Source organism: Dickeya poaceiphila (assembly GCF_007858975.2).
Taxonomy (GTDB): Bacteria; Pseudomonadota; Gammaproteobacteria; order Enterobacterales; family Enterobacteriaceae; genus Dickeya; species Dickeya poaceiphila.
This window is the reverse complement of the sequence record NZ_CP042220.2, coordinates 3,183,707-3,199,174: the sequence shown is the minus strand read 5'-3', so window position 1 is coordinate 3,199,174 and position 15,468 is coordinate 3,183,707. Positions and strand designations below refer to the sequence as shown.

19 protein-coding genes and 1 tRNA gene are annotated in these 15,468 nt (G+C 47.5%); 8 read left to right on the top strand and 12 right to left on the bottom strand.

All coding sequences use genetic code 11. The annotated features are described in order from the left end of the window. The first annotated feature begins 50 nt into the window (after positions 1-50). The 4 genes from Dpoa569_RS14245 (at position 51) to Dpoa569_RS14230 (ending at position 3,916) form a co-directional block, all read left to right on the top strand. The gene (locus tag Dpoa569_RS14245) at positions 51-329 is read left to right on the top strand and encodes a hypothetical protein (RefSeq protein ID WP_050569412.1); all 279 of its coding nucleotides are present in this window, start codon (positions 51-53) and stop codon (positions 327-329) included. Between the two features lie 79 nt (positions 330-408). Beyond that, positions 409-894, top strand: a complete 486-nt coding sequence (locus tag Dpoa569_RS14240; RefSeq protein ID WP_050569413.1) for a hypothetical protein — start codon at positions 409-411, stop codon at positions 892-894. A gap of 74 nt (positions 895-968) precedes the next feature. Continuing rightward, a complete protein-coding gene (locus Dpoa569_RS14235; protein WP_050569414.1) occupies positions 969-2,924 on the top strand; it encodes an ArdC-like ssDNA-binding domain-containing protein in 1,956 nt (651 codons plus the stop codon). A 77-nt stretch (positions 2,925-3,001) separates the two neighbouring features. After that, positions 3,002-3,916: a hypothetical protein gene (locus Dpoa569_RS14230; RefSeq protein WP_042869044.1), complete on the top strand. Its 915-nt coding sequence runs from the start codon at positions 3,002-3,004 to the stop codon at positions 3,914-3,916. Positions 3,917-3,939: 23 nt separating this feature from the next. Here the strand turns inward: Dpoa569_RS14230 and Dpoa569_RS14225 are convergent, their stop codons facing one another. After that, on the bottom strand, positions 3,940-4,134 hold the full coding sequence (locus tag Dpoa569_RS14225; protein ID WP_042869046.1) for a hypothetical protein: 195 nt from the start codon (positions 4,132-4,134) through the stop codon (positions 3,940-3,942). A 253-nt stretch (positions 4,135-4,387) separates the two neighbouring features. On the opposite strand from Dpoa569_RS14225, the gene Dpoa569_RS14220 reads away from it, so the two are divergent. Then, a complete protein-coding gene (locus Dpoa569_RS14220) occupies positions 4,388-4,582 on the top strand; it encodes a hypothetical protein (protein ID WP_042869047.1) in 195 nt (64 codons plus the stop codon). Positions 4,583-4,726: 144 nt separating this feature from the next. Continuing rightward, a complete protein-coding gene (locus Dpoa569_RS14215; RefSeq protein ID WP_128569687.1) occupies positions 4,727-4,933 on the top strand; it encodes a hypothetical protein in 207 nt (68 codons plus the stop codon). Positions 4,934-5,074: 141 nt separating this feature from the next. Here Dpoa569_RS14215 and Dpoa569_RS14210 read toward each other — a convergent pair whose 3' ends face one another. The 10 genes from Dpoa569_RS14210 to Dpoa569_RS14165 form a co-directional block, all read right to left on the bottom strand. Then, entirely contained in the window at positions 5,075-5,344 is a 270-nt protein-coding gene (locus Dpoa569_RS14210; RefSeq protein ID WP_042869048.1) for a hypothetical protein, read from the bottom strand. 333 nt (positions 5,345-5,677) lie between these two features. Then, on the bottom strand, positions 5,678-5,815 hold the full coding sequence (locus Dpoa569_RS14205; protein ID WP_128569688.1) for a DUF2786 domain-containing protein: 138 nt from the start codon (positions 5,813-5,815) through the stop codon (positions 5,678-5,680). A gap of 244 nt (positions 5,816-6,059) precedes the next feature. Next, the gene (locus tag Dpoa569_RS14200; protein WP_042869050.1) at positions 6,060-6,392 is read right to left on the bottom strand and encodes a hypothetical protein; all 333 of its coding nucleotides are present in this window, start codon (positions 6,390-6,392) and stop codon (positions 6,060-6,062) included. 1 nt (position 6,393) lies between these two features. Then, positions 6,394-7,191 (bottom strand): hypothetical protein, encoded by a 798-nt coding sequence (locus Dpoa569_RS14195; protein ID WP_050569415.1) that lies wholly within the window; start codon positions 7,189-7,191, stop codon positions 6,394-6,396. A 57-nt stretch (positions 7,192-7,248) separates the two neighbouring features. Then, complete coding sequence (locus Dpoa569_RS14190; protein WP_042869056.1) at positions 7,249-7,701, bottom strand: hypothetical protein; 453 nt, start codon at positions 7,699-7,701, stop codon at positions 7,249-7,251. Positions 7,702-7,937: 236 nt separating this feature from the next. Beyond that, complete coding sequence (locus Dpoa569_RS14185; RefSeq protein ID WP_042873820.1) at positions 7,938-8,408, bottom strand: hypothetical protein; 471 nt, start codon at positions 8,406-8,408, stop codon at positions 7,938-7,940. After that, a complete protein-coding gene (locus Dpoa569_RS14180; RefSeq protein WP_042869060.1) occupies positions 8,401-8,940 on the bottom strand; it encodes a hypothetical protein in 540 nt (179 codons plus the stop codon). The genes Dpoa569_RS14185 and Dpoa569_RS14180 overlap by 8 nt, the downstream gene beginning before the upstream one ends. Positions 8,941-8,997: 57 nt before the next feature. Then, positions 8,998-10,203: a conjugal transfer protein TraF gene (locus Dpoa569_RS14175; protein ID WP_042869062.1), complete on the bottom strand. Its 1,206-nt coding sequence runs from the start codon at positions 10,201-10,203 to the stop codon at positions 8,998-9,000. Between the two features lie 69 nt (positions 10,204-10,272). Continuing rightward, positions 10,273-11,175 (bottom strand): hypothetical protein, encoded by a 903-nt coding sequence (locus tag Dpoa569_RS14170; RefSeq protein WP_050569416.1) that lies wholly within the window; start codon positions 11,173-11,175, stop codon positions 10,273-10,275. 192 nt (positions 11,176-11,367) lie between these two features. Further along, on the bottom strand, positions 11,368-11,898 hold the full coding sequence (locus Dpoa569_RS14165; protein WP_128569689.1) for a hypothetical protein: 531 nt from the start codon (positions 11,896-11,898) through the stop codon (positions 11,368-11,370). A gap of 134 nt (positions 11,899-12,032) precedes the next feature. Here Dpoa569_RS14165 and Dpoa569_RS14160 point away from each other — a divergent pair, with 134 nt between their 5' ends. Together Dpoa569_RS14160 and Dpoa569_RS14155 are read left to right on the top strand one after the other, a co-directional pair. Beyond that, positions 12,033-13,550 (top strand): TraI domain-containing protein, encoded by a 1,518-nt coding sequence (locus Dpoa569_RS14160; RefSeq protein WP_050569417.1) that lies wholly within the window; start codon positions 12,033-12,035, stop codon positions 13,548-13,550. 11 nt (positions 13,551-13,561) lie between these two features. After that, on the top strand, positions 13,562-14,518 hold the full coding sequence (locus tag Dpoa569_RS14155; RefSeq protein WP_042869066.1) for a tyrosine-type recombinase/integrase: 957 nt from the start codon (positions 13,562-13,564) through the stop codon (positions 14,516-14,518). Positions 14,519-14,751: 233 nt separating this feature from the next. Here Dpoa569_RS14155 and Dpoa569_RS14150 read toward each other — a convergent pair. Beyond that, a tRNA-Phe gene (locus tag Dpoa569_RS14150) sits at positions 14,752-14,827 on the bottom strand. Positions 14,828-15,468: the final 641 nt, after the last annotated feature.

Below are 15,468 nucleotides of genomic sequence, written 5' to 3'. Positions count from 1 at the left end.
GCTCCCGCGTATCATGCCGGCAGCTCCGATACGATTTGGAGCTGTTTGCTATGAACCTGGTACCTCGTGTGCCGGCTATCGTCATTGACGATGACGTCTGGCACCGTGTCGTTACATTTCCGGCTGATCCGCAGCGTGAAGGCGAGCGTTTTCAGTCACTACTCATTGCATCATGTCACGCCTGGGCAGCACTGAAACCTGGTGTTACTGATGCGTCATTCGGGATATACAGCGAGCCACCCGGCAGTGCTGACAGTCTCACGCCATTATGGCAGCCACTTCGGCTCCACTATAACGGCAGTGAGTTGTCGATTCTGATGGGCAGTTAACGTTATATCCACCGCCTGGCGGACTTATCCGTCAGGATAAGTCCGCCGTTTTATATCTTAATAAACAAAGGACTTATCCATGACCGAGATGACTAATCACAACCTGCAGACTTTAGTAACCGAGCCGTCAATCGTCAGTGAGACACGCACCCGGTTTCAGAAATGGCTGCAAACGCAATTCGATCAACACTATCGCTCTTTGCGAAACGAGAGTTATCGCGATTTCCTGAAGGCGGAGTTCCCGCAGGAACTGGCACAGTATGACCAGGCCTGTGAACAGTTGCGTGATGCCGAGTTTGAGCGTTTCACCGAGCTGCAGACACTGGGGTTGTTCCTGTTCCAACAGGTTGAGCTCAAACGTGCTGAACTGCGCCGCCGTCGTCTTCGCTGGCTGAGCACACTGGCAGTGACCACCGTGGTTACCGGCGCACTGGCCGCCTGGCATTTTGGTATAATTGATGTGACTTATCTGACCGGAAAAGCCCATCAGTTTTATGCCAACGTCCAGGGACTGGTGAGCTTTGCCACTGGTCTGTTCCATCCGCAGACGCCGTCTGCACAATAATTACCACACCGTCCCCCGGGGAGAGCGTATCTCCTCCGGGGGATACCTCTCTCCTGCTGCGTGAGAGGTTGAGCATGGCACATTTTTCACATCAACAAATTTTTCACTTTATCAATAACAGACTGCTGGCATTGATGAAACGTGGAATGATCCCCTGGCATTTTGATACACCACTTCCTGCGTCGGGGATCCCCGAGCACGCCGTGACGGGGGAGATGTTCTCCGGCATCAACATTCTGCTGCTCTGGCAGGCCACCCGGGACAACATGCTGCCGTCTAATCGGTGGCTGACTGGTGACGAACTGCGTGCGGTTGGCGGGCGACTGATCGACAGTGCTAGGCCGACGACGATAGTGCGTTTTCGTCCCACACTTTCACTGATGAAAGTGGCCAATGTGGCGCAGTGTGAAGGACTGCCGGCAGCCTATCTCGGACCGGACATCAAACCATGGCGAGCAGAATTACCGCTGTTGGAACAGATGCTGTCGATGGCTGAGGTGCCGATTGTGTTCCGGGAGGATATGACATCCGAACCGGCCTGTTATTTACCAGGCCCGGATCGTATCGAAATACCACCTGTTACACAGTTTGATACCGACGTGGGTTTTTACCAGGCGCTGCTGCCTTTGCTGGTTGCATCAAGCGGGCACGAACATCGGCTGAATATTCCGGATGATGTGGTCTGGGAGCTGGTAAAAGAGCTTGCGACGGCGTTTCTGTTGGCTCGCTGCCGTTTGTCAGGGTTCAGATCGTCATTGTCATTTATGCCTGCTCTGACGAGTCGGCTACGGCAGGATGAATCCGTGCTCTTTCGTGCCGGCATGTTAGCCAGCCGTGTACAACGCTATCTGCTACGTGACCCTCGTTCTCTGGCGGTAGAGCGCTGGCAGGAACTGGCAGCGTTTCTGACCGGGCAGTATTTTGACCAGTCATTCGCTGATACCTCACTGGTGTGTGAAAGTGAGGTGATCGGGCATCTGAAGGCGGGCAATTCGCCTGGGCAGGCTATCAGTGCACTGGCGGAGTTGTATCGGTGGCCACGTCGTTCGACGCTGACTCGTGCATTACTGACACTGGCGCATGATGTCCTGGCTCTGGCTGAAGTGTGCCCGACTGCGCTGACGGTATACCGGCGGCAGACCGAACGGCAATTGTCTTTACCTGATGATGCAATGACGCCTTTGTCTGCACCGACGCTTTCTGCTGTTGAACCGGTACCTGATGCAGCCAATGATGATCCCGATGATGATGGTGATGATCCGGCAGATAACGTAGTCGAGTTGCCATCAGCTGCAACATCAGGCTCTGGTCGTAATCCTTATCGCAGCCAGTTTGTTGCGTTGTTTAAACGTATATCGCCCTATGAAAACCGCTGGCAGGTGTTCAGTGACTTTGTGCATATGGCGGCTATCTCGTTGTACAACAGCATTTTCAAAAATGAAGAGCTGGAGGCGGACTATATGCGCCGGGTCAAACGCTACTCAAAAGAGGATGCGTCCAGACTGGCGGAGCTGATGGGGATCCTGACTATGGGCCTGGAGTATGAGGTCTGTGATTTTCTTGGCAGCATATTCATGGAGCTGGAACTGAGCAGCAGTCGGATAGGGCAGTATTTTACCCCGTATTCTGTCAGTTACATGATGGGCAAAATACAGATGGTACCGATGGCTGAAGCGCTGCGTAGCGGCGAACGCGAGTACGTGACGGTGTCTGATCCCGCCTGTGGTGGCGGGGCGATGATCATCGGCATGTACCAGGCTATGCGGGATGAAGGTTTAAACCCGCAGACGCAAATGTTCGCACACTGTGTCGACCTCGATCCGGTAGCGGCCATGATGACCTACGTACAGTTATCCCTGCTGGGATTACCGGCCGTGGTGGTTATTGGTAATTCGTTAAGCCAGGAGTTCAGTCGTCACCTGGTAACGCCGATGTACCATCTGGGACTGTGGCGTTACAAACTGGCCCGGGATGAAGGCATTCGTCACGATGTCGTGCCGACGGCTCCCGCAAAAGGCGAAGCAGCGTAACGTTTAACTGATTTTTTCTAACCCGTCAGGGCATTCCTGGCGGGAATGCTCTGGCTTTTTCATTGACGGAGCATGTTATGGAACTGATTGATATGTACATTATCCAGCAATTTCGGGCCATCGGTCTGGAGCTGGAGAGTGATGAACTGGACTGGAATCTTGGTGATGGGCTGGAAGGGTATGTTAACGCCAGCCTGATATTCACCCAGGAGCGATTGTTGCCAGTGATGGAAGCGACGCTGACTGAGCTGGCTCAAAAGCCTGGAAACGAAGCACGTTGTGAGCGTAGTCGGCGTTATCTGTCGCTCTGGATCCAGGGATTGCAGGCACTGAGCGAGCGGGAGCAGAACTATTCACTGTTACCGTATATGCACCGGCAGAACAGTGGGCGGTTCATGACGCTGATTTGTCCGGACTACCAGGCGCTGCTGCAACTGACGGATGAAGATTATCTGGCTATGACAGGGCAGATGGATGTGAGTCCGGCACAGCAGATCCCGCGGGGACTGTTTGCAAAAACTGTTTCACACTGGATTGCGTTTATGACACATCTGGGGGAAAAACTGGCGGACATCAGCAGGCATTGTTATCACCAGCTCAACCGGTTCTTTCACCGCTGCAGCTTTGACGAACGACGTATTCGGCGGTTTCAGCTCTCGATTGGCCACATTGATGTAATGTGCCGACCGCAGAAATTATCGGAGATAGATATATGCGAGTTCGACCCCGACTATCTTGTGCAGTATATCGATAAGGTGGCGGAAGGTATCGTTACACCGGCCTGTGTACAGGCAACGGTATTTTACAATAATGGTATCGAGATGGAGTCGTTCCTGGCCGATGTCGACGTTGACAACCTGGATAACATACCCAGTTACGACTACCACGAAGTGGTGGCCGACGCCATCGAGTGGGTGAGGACGCAGTTTGATGTGGCAAAATCAAACGAACGGGAAGTCAGGGAGGTAACGGAATTGCGTGTGGCTGCTTGATAGTGATTTGCATGAATAGCGCCTTATGGCGCTATTTTTTTTTGGATATTACTGGCACCGTCCTCTCGCCATTCATCAATAATAATTTTTATGCCGACGAAAAGAAAATAAGGCGCGACCATCATTACTGCTCCCAGCGTAAAATCGACTGGGTTGATAGTCGTGTATTTTTCGAGGAAAAAATAAAATAGGGCTGCAACGAACAATGCATGTAACATCGTTCCTATCCCATCCTTTTAGCAATTGACAATGACAGCCAATATATTGAACGACGACCTCCCCGTCCAGTAATACGGGGGGAATTCCCATACAACTATGCTCACGCCAGCCACGGGGCAGGGGTGTTATCTCTTACAATATGTTGTTTTTGTGGCTTCCATCACATCATCTTTGTTTGTCCATGTTGCACAGTGATGTAACCATGCACTTGAGGCCTAGATGTCTCTATTATTGGCAAACAGGGATTTTAAGATGGCAAATCCATATAGCAAGGGTGATCAGGTTTTTCGTAAGTCGGATCAGCAACCAATGACTGTCGTTAGTGTTGACGATGACAAGAGCGTCATTTGTTCTCTAGATAGTGATAAAGAAGAACAAGACCGGTATGAACTGGACGCCATCTTTGGCGTCAATTCTGATGCAAAATTTATCGATCCAATGGACTGATGCTGTGGATATCGGCATTACGCAGGCACTTGAGGGTTTTTTTGCCCCTCAAATTTTTTGGGTAGGGAAGTTGTGCTTCCTTTCGCGCGTGATGCCAATCTGCTGTCCGTGCCAATGCTCGGCACACGATTGGAGTTAAAGATTATGAATACATCATTTTACGTTGGTATGCCTGTCTGCCTTAAAGACGATGATTCTACAATGACGGTAAAGCAGTTCATGCCATCAGGCGATTTGCTGTGTGCGTGGACTGGAGCTGATGGCAAAGAGATTGAGCGTGCTTTTCGGCGTTCGGATCTTGTGCCTGGCGCACAGAAAATCAGTGATAAGTTGATGATGATCGGCATGTGAGATATTTAAAGGGCTTCCGGCCCCTTTGATGATGATGCAGATCCTGTTAAACGTTAAACCTATCTACCGCTCTTGCTGCTCACGCTGATTCAGCATTCGGTCCAGGTCCGATGATAACGGTCACGCGGCGGTTGGATCGCCTCATGCCAGTTCGACGTCATACTCACCCGACTCCGGACACCCGCAGATCGTGATAAAACATCCCTTACCAAAACCGCTATCATACAGAAAATGATACATCTCACGACAGCCGGAGATATTCGATATCGCGTCTTCCAGCGCAGCAGCATCGAGATTATTACATGTGTAAAAGTCCACTCTCTCATACTCAATACCGTTGCTGCTTTCGCAGTCCGTGACGTTCAGCGTCACCTTCACATGTTTTTTACCGGTAATTGCCTCGTGCAACATACTTCCTGCCTATTGATTAATTACTCTATCTGTATAAATTTCAAGTGCGATATCCCGTCCTTGGTCTGTCAATGTGTATGCCAGGTTAAGGCTTTTATTTCTGAACTGGGCTATAAGGCCATGTTCATGCAATTTATGGCATGATGTCCTAAAGTGGTTTGCATGTAATGTTTGGTTGCGGTTTTGTTGTACCATATCAAACAGTGCCATCACTGGTATTGGTATGTTTTTCCCCCGTTGTTGCTCTATTCCGTACAATAGGAATAGAATATCGCTCTGGTTTTTTGATATGCGCATATCTACCCGCTAATCACTAATCGTATCTGATACGAATTATTTGGGAATTCGGCCCTGTGCTGTGCCGCTTACAGCCTGATGATTGATTGCATTCGCCGCTTCGTACTCGTTGGTGCTACGTCTGGCCAAATAGAGTAGTTTTTGGATTTTTTCGATATACCTGCTTTTTTTCATCACACATGTTTTTACCTTAAATATTTAAACCAAAAGTAAATACCGAAGATCCCTATAAAAATAAACATGAACGTCGACATTTCTGGTGGGTCTGCAAAAAAATACATAGGGTCCCCACCCAACCCACCCAAAAGGTCGATTTTTGGCCTGTTGACGTAATTATTCAATCCATGGTACAGGCTGAATAAAGACATGAGGAGAATGAACTGTTTGGCGAACCACTTAACTATCGTGGACAGCGTTTTCATTTTCCTTCCTCGTTATGCTTGTTTATTGCCGAACGTTGCATTTCGAATAGTTTTCTATTTTCCTCTTCTTTCTTTTTACTCTCTTCCTCTATCTTACATATCGATAAAGTATATTCCATCTCTGATTTTGATAACGGTTTACAGTTTTCTTCACAACTAAAATATTTAGACAGTTTTTCCCTTGCACATGCATTCTGGTCTGTATTGTCAAGGATTTCATTTAATTCCTTCGTTGATGGCGGTTTTTCAAAGTCATCTCCGATGTGAAATACATGAGACAAAAGGGAAATTAGAGAAATGAATAAGACAAAAATAAATAAATCATCCATTTTATGACCCCTCATAAATTTTTCTATAGAATTTCCACGAGCGATACTTAACCGCGATTAAATGCAGATACGCTTCCCTCACATTAGGGAATTTTAATGTTATGCGTTTTTTTCCATTCCAATGATTGATATCTGATACCACAGAATAGATGCATGACTCTATTTCCAGCGTAACCTTGCTTTCTCCTGTTTCTGGGGAGACTAACAACTCAATATATTCGGCGAGTAACTCAAATCTCATATCTTGGAATATGATCTTTCTCATACAGCTAGTTAATTCTAAACGAGCATATCCATCTCGGTCACACGCCATTACCTTTGAAAATACAGAAATGCCGTGTAACACGGATGGTAATAGGTGTAACTGGTAGCGAGATGGAGGATGACGCAGGCAAACAAAGTCCAGATGATATCTGCTTCCATCCCATTGGCTCAAATTGCACGCCAGGCCGCAATCCATCGCAAAACGCATGAGGACATATCGGCAAAACCCTCTGTATGGTGGATGAATAAGCATCGCCAGGTCTGGCTGAGTTCCCTGCGGCCATTCAACATAGATGTCCTTCCAGTACCAGTGCTCATCCTCTTCTGGAGGAGCGCGATAGACTCCTCCCCACGACTTAATACACGTTAATTCGTATTCAATCTTCGCTTTTTGAATGTTAACTTGCGCTGCGCTTAGAGCCTGTTCGAATTCGGATTTTATTGTATCCACTTTTGAGTTGAACCTGCTTTGCTCAGACTCGAATTGATGAATGGCCTGTTTTACTTTTTTGAATTTTTCGTCTAATAAATTCATAAAAAACCCTAGGTGACTTATATCAGTTTTGATTATCCATCTTTGATGTTTTTTAAATTATTTTTGTTCGGCTATCACTTTTGCGTTAAAGAGAGGAAGCCCATTCTCACAAAAAACATCACTATAATTAATATCACTATAATTGAACGTTTCCGTGCGTAATTTTTTGTTGGGTGTTAAATGAAGCTCTCCTGCATTATCCCATTTTTTACCCTTTTTATCGGTTACCTTTAATTTATAGCTAATAACTACGTCGTCGTTGGTCTTTTGAGTGGTTGTTGTATAGAAATTAATTTCACCTTTGTTGTCACTGATTTGATAGATAAGTGGTTGCCCTGCGGTGGTTGCAGCCTTCCAGTTTACAAGGTGATTTCCACACTCGGAAAAAATTAATATTTCTACTGATACAACCATCCCATTTTTTCCCGGAGCAGTGTCTTTTGGGGTAGTGGTGGCATTGGCGTTATATGCTGTCATCATGATAATGAATGAAGCAATGATATTTTTCATTTTATATATCCTTAATGCTGATTTTTGTTACTGGCTGCATATGGTAAATAATCGGAGTTGGCGCTCGCTATCAGTTATGACCGCCTTATCAGTTAGTTGGAGTTGTTCAAGGTCTGATATATAGTCGAGCAACATTGACAAGTCTTTAATTGAAACGATTGTGAATAATGCAGTCTTGTGTGTTTTTTCGATATCAGAACGGATCGTCGCAACCACTTTGCTAATCGGTTTGGTAGTCATATTATCCAGTCCTCATGGCGTGCGTCGCCGTTTGTAATTGTTATTGCAAAGGGCGCATCAGGTGCTCCGCGAGATTGTGAATGTTCTATAACAAATCCAATTTCATGAACTTTCTGGCAATCGCTATAACCTTGTTCGTACTCTTCGTCTTCTGGCAAAACCTCAAAGAAAGAACGAGCCAGCGTCTCCTGTTCGGCATTCATTGCGCAATAACACTGATTTTCATGGACAGTGAGGGAGCCGTTGGCATGGCGCAGGAAAACCATGTCAGATCCAAATTGACCAACTTTCTTGCGAACCTGGACGCAGTATCCAACACGCATGTCGTCTCCAAGAAAATTAGGTCCGGTAACAACAAACTGACCTTGCCCCGGGTGACCGGAAAGCCCGATCATTCTTTGGAAATCGTTAAGTTCAATAATGCGGGCTAGGGCATATTCTTTTGTCATTCCGGTGGCGTCAGTCATCGCTAGCGCCCTCATCTGATTCCGGTGACTTCTCGGTATTTTCAGGTTGATGGGCGGAAATGGCAGCGAGCATCTTTTTAAAAACCGGGAAATACGGTTCGGTGTTTTCAGCATCGGCTGGCTTTTCTCGTGATATATCCAATCCGAACTTTGTGTCATAAACCCAATAATCCGGCGTAACTTCATCCGGCACCGCTGATGGAGCTGCATAGAGCGCAACCACTGAGTATTTGTTAGGGGCTTCTGTGGGTATTGTTTCGTTTAAGCTAGCGGCCACCCCTTCAATGTGCTCTCTATTCAGATCCACGCAGTACTCATCCATGTATGCTGAACCATCCGGTTCACGGATCGCGTACATGAACGGTTTATCCGTGATGATGGGAAGCGCTGCCAGTGTAAGCTGAGCTTCTGCCGCAAGAAGACGGCGAGCGATATTTCCGACCACATGAGCAGAGATAGTAACGTTCTTACTACGAGATAATTCTGCCCATGATGCTACTTCTTCCAATTTCTCTTTCGTTAAAATTGTCATGTCAGTATTCCCATAATTGCGATGGGAATCAGCTCCCATCGCGCTTTATGAATTGAATTAGAAGGTAAACGATAATTTTGCCGCCGCACCATAGGTATTGCTGCTGGTACCAACCATGCCAGTTAAATCAAGGTGTACCAGTTTAAACGGCGACAGGCCGACACCAGCGGTAATCAAGCTTTTGTCGCTGTCTTTCAGGTTGGCACGGTAGCCTGCGCGCAGTTGCGCCCAGTCCCAGGCATTCAGTTCTGCTCCAAAGCCGGCATACTGGTTTTTCTTCTCGCCGGAAAAACCACTGGCTGGTGTCAGGTCAACGTCGGTGGCCAGCGTCACCGTGCCGTTTGTCCAGGCAGTACCGACGGTCGCTTGAGGACGGATTTCAAACGTACGCTTGATGCCGTTTACTTCCTTGCTGTCGATACTCCGTGCCACCAGGTTCTGGCCAACCAGGCCGACAGTCCAGTTGGGGGTTAAATCCATCGCAACACCCACATCGACGTTGGCACCTGACTGGCTATTCTTGAATTCCCCATTGCGAAAGTCTGACGAGCTGTAGTTATTGATGCCGACGTTGTAGTTGTAGAGGTAGACCTGCTGCAGTTTGGGCGTCATACCGACTGAGACGGTTTTCCCGGCCAGCGTGAGAGACTTCGCCGCTGAAATGCCGTATTCGGTAACAATGGCACCGACGCCATCTGCGCGGGAGGTCAGTGAGTTCAGATCCTCCGTCGTCGGTGTTCTGCCGGCAATCACAGAATCCAGGTAAGCCAGATCGTTATCCGTCACTGTCGCTTTGGCGCTGGCCACCCCCCAGGCCTTGGCGGTAAAGGCGAACGGCAGCGTGGTATTAGGAACGGCAATCGCAGTAGAAACTGCAGCGTCAGCTGAGCCGCCTTTTCCTGAAATGTCCTGAAACGCGTTCTTCAAGTTCTGAGCAGACGCTGTGGTATTAGTGTTGAACGCAGTCGCGTGTTTGTAGACGTCCCAACTGTTCTTCACTGCGTCGAATTTGTCTTCAATCCTATCTGGGTTGGACACCGTTGCGCCGAGCGATGGCAGAATCAGGCTGACATGGTCATGGCTGTTAAATTTGGTCAGTAACGCGGGATTAACCAAGGCTGCCGAACTGTAGTGCGAAGATGCTACGCCAGTACCACCCATGGCGTCGTTACGTGCATCAGACCAGGTACCCGCGGCCATTGCAGCGACGGGAAGGGTAGCCAGTGCTGCAATGATGGCATGAGTAATGTATTTTTTTTGCATGACAGATATTTCCTTTTTTATTAAAAAGTGACGTGTGATAAATAAAGGCCCTGGTGCTAAATAACAGGTTCAAAAATTTAATAAGGTACTTTTTCTTTTCATGACAATGTTGATTGCCATTTCTTTGATTGATTCAGACATGTTGTTATCATTTGATTCGTATTCATCTGGCTGATTCTCGGTAAAATACGGGAGCCATTTTTTGTACAGAAGTATCGGAAGTATCTTTCCGGTTTTTAATTTCTCCATTTCTGTCTGTGTAATGTTTAATATGGTGGTTTTTAGAATGCCATTTTTTTCCAGGAATCGGAAAAATGCTTGTAGCTCACTTTGCGCTGATACTCCTGATATTGAAAATGGCTTTATGACATTATTGCAGTGTGTTTTTTTTAATATCCATATGGCAGTGTCGCCCTTGTTACTTTTGATGAATACTACCCTGGGGGCTGGCCCCTTATTTGCAAGCATGTTATCTACATAGATTGCAGGGTAATGGTCCTGTGATTCACTATCGGTAATGACATCACTTTTGCCCGTTAGCCAGTCAAAACTCACACAGAACTGTTCTGACAGGTAGTGCAATACATCTATGGTCAGATAATCGAGCGTGCGTTGCCGGTCTTCCAGGATGCTCAGCTTGATATTAAACGGTTTTAGCAGGTCAGCAGTCTGGACAATCCCAACATCATGAGCGCGCATCAGTAAAACAAACCGTTCATACACGCTGGTCACCATGCTTTCAAACGGCATGGTTATTTCCCTGATGGCCCCTTCGACAATCATGTTGACCAGCTCCGAGCCAGATATACCGAGCAGCGCTGATTGTTTTTCGATAAATAATTTTGTTGATGGTCGAAATCTGACTGAGAAAGGCCCCGTCTTGCCGTCATTATCCGGAGCCACATTCATGTCTGTTGCGTTGAATGCCATGACCGCCAATTCAGCCATAACGGAAGTCAGATTCGCCTTCATATTATAAAGTTTCCCTGGTGTTGACTCTGTTTGTATTCGAATCGAATACAAACAGAGTCATTAAATACGCTTCACTGGGTTTTGTATAACGGAGAGATTCGATCGTTCTGATCGAATCTGTTCATGTAGTCATTTTGAATACAGCGCTATCGGGGCGATAGTGGAAATTGTATCTGCAGGGGAAATGATTTTTCAGTTGCGGGAACGGCGGGAACGCATCACCAGCATATAGCCACGTTCTTGAATCTGCGGGTAATGCCACTGTTTGCAGAGTTCAACTGCCCTGAATACACCTTCCTGCCATCCAGACATTCGCCATTGCCTGACGTGAATACGCATCTGCGGAAAGGTATTTTTTAGTCGCCTAATCTTACTGCGAGTGAACAGGTGTGATTGCATCAAAATCTGGGTGTCGCTGTTTGCGATGTCATTAATACGGTCGATGAGTTCATTCCATGCCTGTTCAAGGTCGGTCGGCGAGGTTCGAAGTTTACTGACATCTCTAACGTTATTGACGTGTAGAGCAACAGTACCAGCGTGAGTTCGGCGAAGTTTCTTAACAAAGAAATAATCACGATCTATATGACCAATCAGCCAATATGCCGGTCGTAAAATTAGTGGGAAAAGTAACGCGAGCGATGTGACGATAGCGACTAACGCAGCGATACTGGACATCGGTACAGGTAGTGATGGAGTGATAATCACGAAAGCTGTCAACAACATGAACAGTTCCCATATCAGGATAGTCAGTAGCATAACAATCATTTTTTATGTTCAGCCATGAAATGAAATTGTGATTGATGGATGGAGAGCGCCTCATAGCTTAATAGCCCCATTTCAGGTGAGAAGGGGAAATTATGCTTGGCTGGCTGAGAAAACAGGTGTCAGGGCTGTCACCGCGCGGAAATATTATAACTCCCGGTGTCTCAGTTGGGGAGACCGTATCAGCTGAAGGCTGGATCCTCCCTTGTTCGGCAGATGAGTTACTGGCTTCTGCAGGCCGGCCTCGGCTCATGCAAGCGCTCTGGGAGAACTGTCCACTATCAGCCAGCATGTTTGAGTCATTGTGGCTTTCTCCTCTGCGTCAGGTTGCCGAACTGGCTCAGTCATTGCCGCTACCAATAGCATCAGGTGAATATGGACGGCGTGGTGGACTACTTGATGCGGTGCTGTCTGTGTCGGTGTGTGCCGTCAGATTGTCAAAGTCTCACCTATTGCCTCCGGGTGCGCCGCCGGAAGAGCAGGCGGCGCAGAGTTCTGCATGGTGTACGGCTATCTACTATGCAGCACTGTTCAGTCTGGCTGGTGAGCTGGGTTCTGTCAGCGGCGAAACACGTAATGGCAAGCCCTGGTTACCTGCGTTAATCCCCCCGACTGATGCGTATCGGTTTCGTCTGGAATCTGATGTATCAGCTTCGCATTACTGGCGTCTGATGATCGCTGGTCGGCTACTTCCGCAGCCTGCACTCATCTGGCTGTCTCAATGGCCATCTGTATTACAAACGTTACTGTCGAGTCTTGATGAGCAGGCCGGTGGGATGGTTTCGGTCATTGTTGGTAACGCGTGGGAAAGGTGTGGTCTTTCTGGGAGGAACGCTGCAACACCGCCAATTGCAGCGTCAATGAATACTAGTATATCTCAGAATGCTGAGAACCGTTCTCTTGAACATCCAGTATCAATAGCGATAGAAAGCGAAATAAAAAAACAAAATAATAATTACAATAATAAGTCTGGTGATAATCAGGTTGCTGACAACGTGGCAGTGTCGGCTACTCAGGAACCAGGCGTTCCGATGAGTATCAGTCCTGATGAACTGGTTTCTGCATTGCACTCTCCAGAAAGCGCTGAAGATAGCGATCAACAACAGCAGGATACTGCGTCGGGTGATGCGGATATCGACACACTGTCGATACTTGATCGTCAGCTTTTTTCGGCAGCGGAAGATAAGGAATCCATTTCCGTCAATGAGCCAACTGGTGAGCATGGTGAGAATCAGTATGGTCGTTTATTTTTTGAGTGGATTGTCGAAGGGATTAATTCAGATTCTATTTCTGTCAATGAGCGGGATAGCTTTACTCATGTCGTCAGTCAGTTTTTATTTTTGAAAACACCGGAGTGTTTTTTTAAGTATTTATCATATTTATCATCATCAGGTGTCGACATTGATAAATCTGCGCTGCAGCAATCGTTTGAAGCCTGCAGCTACCACCATACACGCGGAGGGAAAGGGATTTATACGTATCGTATTTATGATAATCAGGAAAGAGCAGGGAAGTATGAAAAAATAGCAGGTTATATGATACCCATTACTGCATTGTCTAAATGCAAAAACAGGCTGGTAAATAGCAGCCCATATGTTTCACCTAATAATTAAGGACAATCTACATGACTGAAATTGGTTATGAGAATCTGCTGGACGATTATTTTTTTTCTAAATCGTTGCGTCCGGCTACGGAGTGGAGTTACCGCAAGGTCACAAATTCATTTATTCGGTTTGCATCTGATATTCCGCCTTGTCGTGTGGACAGAACGGCGGTATTACACTGGCGTCGACACTTACTGACAGAAAAGAAAGTATCGGCAAGAACATGGAACAACAAGGTAGCTCACATGCGTGCAATTTTTAATCACGGAATAAAACATCGTTTATTACCACATACCGAAAACCCGTTTAATAACGTGATTACACGGCCCGACATGAAGCGCAAGAAGACACTGGCTGCTGGACAACTGGATGCGATTGATCGCCTCATGGAGCAGCATCTGGAGCATGAGCGTCAGGGGATGGGAGCGCATTTTAATGAATGCGCACTGTATCCCGCCTGGTTCTGGAAAACGGTTCTCGATACTTTGCGTTATACGGGTATGCGGCAGAATCAGCTGCTGCACATTCGGCTGAGTGACGTGAACCTGGATGCGGGGATCATCAATTTGCGCCCTGAAGGGTCGAAAAATCATCGCGAACACCGGGTGCCGATAATTTCGGTGCTACGCCAGGGACTGAGCCGGCTGATAGAAGAATCGATAGCCCGCGAGGCGCAACCGGATGAGCAGTTGTTTAATGTTTATCGGTTTATTGGCAGAGCGAGCAATGACATGGCGCCGATGTCAGAGATACCACTGCGCTCGTTCTTCCGCCGACTGTCGAACGAATGCCGTTTTACGGTCAGCCCTCATCGTTTCCGCCATACGCTGGCCACCGAAATGATGAAAAGCCCGGACAGGAACCTGCAGATCGTGAAAAACCTGCTGGGGCACTCCAGTCTGACTACGACGTTAGAGTACGTGGAGTCGAATATTGACAGTATCCGGGCGGCAATCGAGTGTGAATTGCGCTGTTAGCTGACTAATGATAAGGATGGATTAACTTTGTTCTTTACACTGGCTTGACAGAAAAAGGAAAAGTTGTAAGTATTTTTCGGGCAATAGGAAACCGGTGCATACGACGAATATGCACCGGTTTATGAGTCTCAACTTCTTCACTGTGTGTACTTGTCAACGGACACAGATCCAAGGTCGGGCCCATTTTACTGCCCGTTATGAGCTGATACTCGTAACGAACAGGCTCTGAAGAATGGTGCCCGGACTCGGAATCGAACCAAGGACACGGGGATTTTCAATCCCCTGCTCTACCGACTGAGCTATCCGGGCAACGGGGCGCATTAAACCGTATATCGCGCAGAGCGTCAACGAGTTTCTGTCACAATCGCTGCGGTTGGTCTATTTTCAGTCAGTTGCCTCTGTTCTCAGTCAGTTTTACGCCGCCATAATGGCAGCAGCAGACCCGATGGCGCGCGGTATTGCGCCGATAAATACTGTCACATTCGTTTTCTTGAATTCGGTGAAAAATAATGCCACCATTGCGCGGTTTTTAGCTTACCTTTCACCTGCGGTTATTTAGAGGATTGCGGATATGTTGGATTCAATGCCCATGGTACAAGCACCGTGCGCCGGATCTCTGCTGTTGTCGCCGCATTCTGAACGCTCTGCGTTAACCCCGTCCCTGTTTTTCCGATTATCCCTTGCCACCATGCGGTGAGGCGTGCTGACGCCCCCTGTTAGGCATGATTAAAAATAGAGCCAGTTGGTCTCTGATTTTACTGATGTCTATCGGACGGTGCTGGTCCCAGATGATGCGATGTTTGCCTGTGCCGCTGGCGTGGGTCATACGCTTGTTGTGGTTAACTGGCACGCTGTTCGTCATTTTGGGCAGTATTGATGGGGTACGTTACGCTTAAAACGTAGTGCTATCTCTGCGCGGTGTCTTTCAGGCACGTACACTCATTCTTAAC

Excerpts from the sequence above, each read along its gene's own strand:
- Dpoa569_RS14245 (WP_050569412.1), top strand. The coding sequence starts at position 51 with ATGAACCTGGTACCTCGTGTGCCGGCTATCGTCATTGACGATGACGTC.
- Dpoa569_RS14240 (WP_050569413.1), top strand. The coding sequence starts at position 409 with ATGACCGAGATGACTAATCACAACCTGCAGACTTTAGTAACCGAGCCG.
- Dpoa569_RS14235 (WP_050569414.1), top strand. The coding sequence starts at position 969 with ATGGCACATTTTTCACATCAACAAATTTTTCACTTTATCAATAACAGA.
- Dpoa569_RS14230 (WP_042869044.1), top strand. The coding sequence starts at position 3,002 with ATGGAACTGATTGATATGTACATTATCCAGCAATTTCGGGCCATCGGT.
- Dpoa569_RS14225 (WP_042869046.1), bottom strand. The coding sequence starts at position 4,134 with ATGTTACATGCATTGTTCGTTGCAGCCCTATTTTATTTTTTCCTCGAA.
- Dpoa569_RS14220 (WP_042869047.1), top strand. The coding sequence starts at position 4,388 with ATGGCAAATCCATATAGCAAGGGTGATCAGGTTTTTCGTAAGTCGGAT.
- Dpoa569_RS14215 (WP_128569687.1), top strand. The coding sequence starts at position 4,727 with ATGAATACATCATTTTACGTTGGTATGCCTGTCTGCCTTAAAGACGAT.
- Dpoa569_RS14210 (WP_042869048.1), bottom strand. The coding sequence starts at position 5,344 with ATGTTGCACGAGGCAATTACCGGTAAAAAACATGTGAAGGTGACGCTG.
- Dpoa569_RS14205 (WP_128569688.1), bottom strand. The coding sequence starts at position 5,815 with ATGAAAAAAAGCAGGTATATCGAAAAAATCCAAAAACTACTCTATTTG.
- Dpoa569_RS14200 (WP_042869050.1), bottom strand. The coding sequence starts at position 6,392 with ATGGATGATTTATTTATTTTTGTCTTATTCATTTCTCTAATTTCCCTT.
- Dpoa569_RS14195 (WP_050569415.1), bottom strand. The coding sequence starts at position 7,191 with ATGAATTTATTAGACGAAAAATTCAAAAAAGTAAAACAGGCCATTCAT.
- Dpoa569_RS14190 (WP_042869056.1), bottom strand. The coding sequence starts at position 7,701 with ATGAAAAATATCATTGCTTCATTCATTATCATGATGACAGCATATAAC.
- Dpoa569_RS14185 (WP_042873820.1), bottom strand. The coding sequence starts at position 8,408 with ATGACTGACGCCACCGGAATGACAAAAGAATATGCCCTAGCCCGCATT.
- Dpoa569_RS14180 (WP_042869060.1), bottom strand. The coding sequence starts at position 8,940 with ATGACAATTTTAACGAAAGAGAAATTGGAAGAAGTAGCATCATGGGCA.
- Dpoa569_RS14175 (WP_042869062.1), bottom strand. The coding sequence starts at position 10,203 with ATGCAAAAAAAATACATTACTCATGCCATCATTGCAGCACTGGCTACC.
- Dpoa569_RS14170 (WP_050569416.1), bottom strand. The coding sequence starts at position 11,175 with ATGAAGGCGAATCTGACTTCCGTTATGGCTGAATTGGCGGTCATGGCA.
- Dpoa569_RS14165 (WP_128569689.1), bottom strand. The coding sequence starts at position 11,898 with ATGTTGTTGACAGCTTTCGTGATTATCACTCCATCACTACCTGTACCG.
- Dpoa569_RS14160 (WP_050569417.1), top strand. The coding sequence starts at position 12,033 with ATGCTTGGCTGGCTGAGAAAACAGGTGTCAGGGCTGTCACCGCGCGGA.
- Dpoa569_RS14155 (WP_042869066.1), top strand. The coding sequence starts at position 13,562 with ATGACTGAAATTGGTTATGAGAATCTGCTGGACGATTATTTTTTTTCT.